The sequence below is a fragment of the Fluviicola sp. genome (assembly GCF_030151805.1).
Classification (GTDB): domain Bacteria; phylum Bacteroidota; class Bacteroidia; order Flavobacteriales_D; family Crocinitomicaceae; genus Fluviicola.
In genome coordinates, this window is record NZ_JASLCN010000202.1 from 1 (window position 1) to 5,410 (window position 5,410).

Consider the following 5,410-nt stretch of genomic DNA (forward strand, 5'->3'; position numbering starts at 1 on the left):
TCGGACCGGTATTCGAACAGGAAGGGCTTCTGAACGATCAGCTTGGTCCGATTGAGAATTTAAATGCAATCATTCACTTCTTTGAAACGAACTTCAAATGGGACGAGGATGAAAACAGGCCTGAAAGCATTAAAACAGCAGAATGCTATCGGCGCAGAATCATCGACTCAAAGGTTTTCTTCCGACTAATCCAGCAATACCTGGATGAAAACGATGTGAAGTATCATGTTGGTTTTACACGGGATTTGAGTGAAGGTGTTTTCGAGCACGGATTCGTAGCACTTTATCAATTAGATTATCGTTACCTGATCATTGAAAATATCATCGGGGAGCGCTATTTTTTATTTGGTCCGTCGGATAATGGCCGGTTCTATTACCTGGATGAAATTCCGGCTGAATGCGAAGGAAATCAATCCATCCTGTTTACCGGAGATCGCGACAGAGTGGCAACCAGCGCTGTTTTATTGCCACAAAGTGATTTCAACGACAATAAACACACTGCAACCATTATTCTCAAAACAGCGCAGCTTTCAGACCCCTCTTTGGTCGTAAACAGACGGGATTCCTTCAGCGGGCAGCATTCCATTTTTTTCCGGAATGCTTCCACTTCGCGGTATTTCAAGATCCTGAATGTATCCGACACTGTTTTGAAACCTTCGGAAGTCAAATACATTTATCCCTATCCGGTCAGTTTCAAACAGGAAGATACTCTAAGCACTTATTTTTCCAATTTTGATGAGAACTTATACGCTTTCAACGCAGAAAAACTGATTCCGAATTTTATTTTCTTTGACGGCGAAACCAGCGAACCGACTGCAGATTATAGTATCATTCCTTTCAGCAAACAGCAGAAATATTCCATTTACATCGAGTCTCCCAATCCGATAAAAGTTGCAGATAATGTGACAACGCTGCTTAAATCAAATTCGGTGGGAATGGTCAAAACGGAAATCATTCAGACAGATCCGAACAAAATTAAAATCAACTACGAAATCAAGTTGGAAAAGCGCATTCTTTCCAATGCATCAGAAAGCAGTGAATACCTCGACCTGGTGAAGGAATGGGCCAACATTGTCATTAAAAAATGGGTGATCCGGGAAGGGTAAAAAACGGTTCAAAAGTTCAAGAGCTAAAAAGTTCAATAATCGCTACTATCTTCATTGAACCCCGTTTGAGCATTTGAACCTTTTTAACTTTTAAACCTTACCAGAACAGCTTTCACTTCCGCAAACCAAACATTTTTTATTAAATTTAGAGTTCTAAAATCAGTTAATATGAGTGAAATAATCGACAATTACAGCTTTGACACCGCTGAAAAACAAGCAGCTGCAAGACAATTCTTTGCAAAAGTTTACGGATTTATGTTCTTTGCTTTAATCGTATCCGGGGCAATTGCTTATCAATACGGAACCGTAGAATTCATCAGTAAATACTTCATAACCGCAACTCCGGAAGGAGGAGCAAAACTTTCACCGTTGTTTTACGTCGTAGTATTCTCACCGATTGGTGTTGCATTGCTATTCCAAACCATGATCAATCGTTTGTCATTCCCCTTATTATTCGGGTTATTTTCGCTTTACAGCATTTTAATCGGGTTTTCATTATCGACTATTTTCATTGTTTATTCCATGTCTTCCATTGCGATTACATTCGGTGTAACAGCAGGAACATTCGGAGTAATGGCAATTATGGGCTATGTGACGAAAGTGGATTTGACAAAATTCGGAAGTATCTTAATGATGGCTTTCTGGGGAATTTTCATCGCAGGAATCGTAAACTTCTTCTTAAAAAGTGACGGTTTAGGCTATTTGATTTCCATGATCGGTGTAGTTGTTTTCACAGGTTTGACGGCTTATCACATGCAGCAATTGAAAAAATTCGCGCACGATTCTGAAATCTCAGCTGACGAAAAAAACAAACTGGCACTTTTAGGCGGGTTCACATTGTATGTTTTATTTGTGAATTTGTTCCTTTCCCTGCTTCGTCTTTTTGGAAACAGAAACTAAGTTTCAGCATAACATTCTTTAAGTTAAAACCTGCTAAAATTCAAGTATAGCAGGTTTTTTTGTGCGTAACTTTGAGAGAATAAATTTTACAAAGTAATGATATCTTTTGGCCCGGCTATGCTCATCGGTTTAGTCTTCATGGGAATTGGACTATTGGTGAGCTGGCGTTTAAGAAGCAAATTTCAGGAATTCAGTAAAATTCCCTCCAAAAGTGGTTTGAGCGGTCGCGAAGTCGCTGAACGAATGTTACGTGATTACGGCATTTACGATGTGCGTGTAACCTGTGTTCCGGGACAATTAACCGATCACTATAACCCAGCCGATAAAACGGTTAATCTTTCCGAAGAAGTATATCACGGAACCAACGCGGCATCTGCAGCAGTTGCGGCTCACGAATGCGGCCACGCGGTTCAGCACGCAAAAGCGTATGCTCCGCTGCAATGGCGTTCCAAACTGGTTCCACTGCAACATATCTCCGGAATGTTTCTCAATATCCTGATGATGCTGACTTTTATCGGTGGTGTTGTTTTGTTTGAATCCTTCCCGGTCAAATGGGTTCTTTGGGCAATTGTGATCGCTTACGGATTTATCGCGTTGTTCAGTATTGTGACTTTACCGGTAGAATTGGACGCTTCGAAAAGAGCTTTGAATTGGATTGAGCGTTCCGGAACCGCAACAAGGGATGAATATGAACGTTCGAAAACAGCCTTGAATTTGGCCGCAACTACCTACGTTGTAGCTGCTCTCGGGGCAATTGTAACGATGTTTTATTATATTTTGCGATTAATCGGTGTAAACAACGACTAATTTCTTTTCGTTTTTCAAACAAAATCTTAAATTTGAGGAAAATTTGAAGTTATGTCAGAACACCATTCAGAACACCACGATAAAAATGATACTTTCTTTGAGAGTTCAACAGTAGGAATTGGATTTGTGTATACTGTAATCCTATTAGCAATCATAGGGTCCATTTACGCATTCGGATAGTATAAGGAGGAAAGTTAATCCTCCTTTTTTATTTCACTGAACATCGCTTATGCCTTTTAATTCCATTTTTGCGTGGGTGATCAAAAAACGCTTGCACCAAATTGAGCTTTTCCGGAAATACCCGGAAGATGTTCAACGGGAATTGTTCGAAAAACTGATCGAACAGGGCTGTCAAAGCAAATACGGAAAAGAATACCACTTCCATCAAATCGCCTCTTATTCCGATTTCAAACAGTTGGTTCCTTTGAATAACTATGAATCCCTGAAACCATGGATCGATAAACTCATGGCCGGCGAACAACATGTACTTTGGTCGCAGGAAACCAAATGGTTTGCCAAAAGTTCGGGAACGACTTCCGACCGGAGCAAGTTTATTCCCGTTACCCGGGAATCACTGGAAGATTGTCATTACAAAGGCGGAAAAGATTTGTTGGCGTTGTATTACGAGAATTTCCCCAACAGAAAACTGTACAAAGGAAAACACCTGATTGTGGGCGGAAGTGCGCAGGTATTGCCCGTTTCCGAAGACAGCTATCAGGGCGATTTATCGGCGATTATTCTTAAAAATTTACCCTGGTGGGCAGAAATTCGCCGCACTCCTTCCAAAGAAATTGCATTGATGAGCGAATGGGAAGAGAAGGTTGAGAAAATGGCCCGGAGCACGATTGAGGAAGATGTTTACATCATTGCGGGAGTTCCGAGCTGGACGTTGATTCTTGCACGAAAAGTATTGGAAATTACCGGAAAAAAGAATCTCCGCGAAATCTGGCCCAACCTGGAATTGTTTATGCACGGCGGCGTGAGTTTCGAACCGTATAAGGAAGCTTTCAGGGAACTGATTCCGTTTGATGATATGCATTACGTGGAAACATACAATGCTTCGGAAGGATTTTTCGGCATCCAGGACGTGGACGGATCAAACGAACTGCTTTTGATGCTCGACTACGGAATTTTCTATGAATTCATCCCCATGCATGCATTCAACGATACGGAATCTACCATCATTTACAAACTGGATGAGGTGGAACTGGACGAAGAATACGCACTGGTTATTTCCACCAATGCCGGCCTCTGGAGATACATTATCGGAGACACAATCCGCTTTACCTCCAAAAGTCCCTACCGTTTCAAACTGACTGGAAGAACAAAACATTTCATCAATGCGTTCGGGGAAGAATTAATCGTGAACAACAGTGATTTTGCGATTGCAGAAGCTTGTCTGAAAACCAATGCCATTATCCGGGAATATACCGTTGCGCCAATTTACATGGACGGAAATACCGAAGGAAAACACGAATGGTTGATCGAATTTGAACGAAAACCCAACGACATCAATCGCTTCATGTATTTACTGGACGAATCGTTGCGCAGTATCAATTCCGATTACGATGCCAAAAGAACCAACAACATGGCATTAGGGAAACCGCTGTTACATCTATTAAAATCAGGCAGTTTTGACAGCTGGTTGCAAAAAAAAGGTAAATTAGGTGGACAACACAAAGTTCCCCGTCTGATGAATTCCCGCGAAATCGTGGAACAGATCTTGCAGGAAACTGATTTTGAAACCATTCAATATGCTTAGATTCATTTTTAGTTTCTTCTGTTTACTTCATTTCTCTTTCGCTTATTCTCAGCAGCAAACCTGGAAAGAACTGTGGTCGTTGGAAATTGATCCGATGGCAATCTGGGATATTGATCCGATTCAGCAAAGTATTATTTATCAAAACCAAAGCATCCAGAAACGCGATGCCAAAGGGCAAATGATGCTGCAGGAAAGTTTCAAATCATTGGGAACCATTCAGAAAATTGATGCTCAAAATCCGCTTAAAATCGCTTTATTTTCGGAAGACCAGCAACGCATTTGTTTTTTGGACAATGCACTTGCCCTACAAGGAGAATGTATCAATCTGAGTGATCTGAACGTTAGCCTGGCGGCAAGTATGAGCGCTTCGATTCAAACAGACCGGATCTGGGTTTATGACGAACCGAATTCTAAAATTGAACTCATCACTTTGCGAAACGGCCAGGGACAACAAGTTCAAAATGTGAAAGGCCTTTTGGATATGAAATCCATCGTCAACATGCAGGAAATTGACAACCGCTTGTATTTGTTTGACGAAATCAATCAGGTAGCGTGGTTTGATCAATTCGGGAATTTCATTGACGTAGCAACACTTCCACCCAATAAGCCCGTTTACCCGATCCAGGATTATTTTTTAGTCGCTACAGGAAAAAACATTCAAACCCTCAACATCAATTCGGAAGTTGTTTCGGTATTTTTCACCGGAGATTCGCTTATTGATTCGGATATTGTTAAGATGGAAGTTGCCGGCGATCGTTTGTATATTCAGACTCAAAAGAAGTTGTGGTGTTTTAGGATGATTAAATAATTAATTCCTAATTCCTAATTCCTAATT

The 5,410-nt window shown here is 41.0% G+C and carries 5 protein-coding genes; all 5 read left to right on the forward strand.

Annotation, left to right across the window (positions count from 1 at the left end):
- Nucleotides 1-1,106: DUF3858 domain-containing protein (locus Q1V93_RS07595; protein WP_300663385.1), on the forward strand; the 1,106-nt coding region annotated here is incomplete at its 5' end.
- A gap of 168 nt (nucleotides 1,107-1,274) precedes the next feature.
- Complete coding sequence (locus Q1V93_RS07600) at nucleotides 1,275-2,006, forward strand: Bax inhibitor-1/YccA family protein (protein ID WP_300663387.1); 732 nt, start codon at nucleotides 1,275-1,277, stop codon at nucleotides 2,004-2,006.
- 96 nt (nucleotides 2,007-2,102) lie between these two features.
- A complete protein-coding gene (locus tag Q1V93_RS07605; RefSeq protein ID WP_300663389.1) occupies nucleotides 2,103-2,813 on the forward strand; it encodes a zinc metallopeptidase in 711 nt (236 codons plus the stop codon).
- Nucleotides 2,814-3,042: 229 nt separating this feature from the next.
- Nucleotides 3,043-4,575 carry a GH3 auxin-responsive promoter family protein gene (locus tag Q1V93_RS07610; protein ID WP_300663391.1) on the forward strand — a complete coding sequence of 511 codons (1,533 nt, stop codon included), beginning with the start codon at nucleotides 3,043-3,045 and terminating at the stop codon, nucleotides 4,573-4,575.
- On the forward strand, nucleotides 4,568-5,383 hold the full coding sequence (locus tag Q1V93_RS07615; protein ID WP_300663394.1) for a hypothetical protein: 816 nt from the start codon (nucleotides 4,568-4,570) through the stop codon (nucleotides 5,381-5,383). Before Q1V93_RS07610 ends, Q1V93_RS07615 begins: the two co-directional genes overlap by 8 nt.
- Nucleotides 5,384-5,410 lie beyond the last annotated feature (27 nt).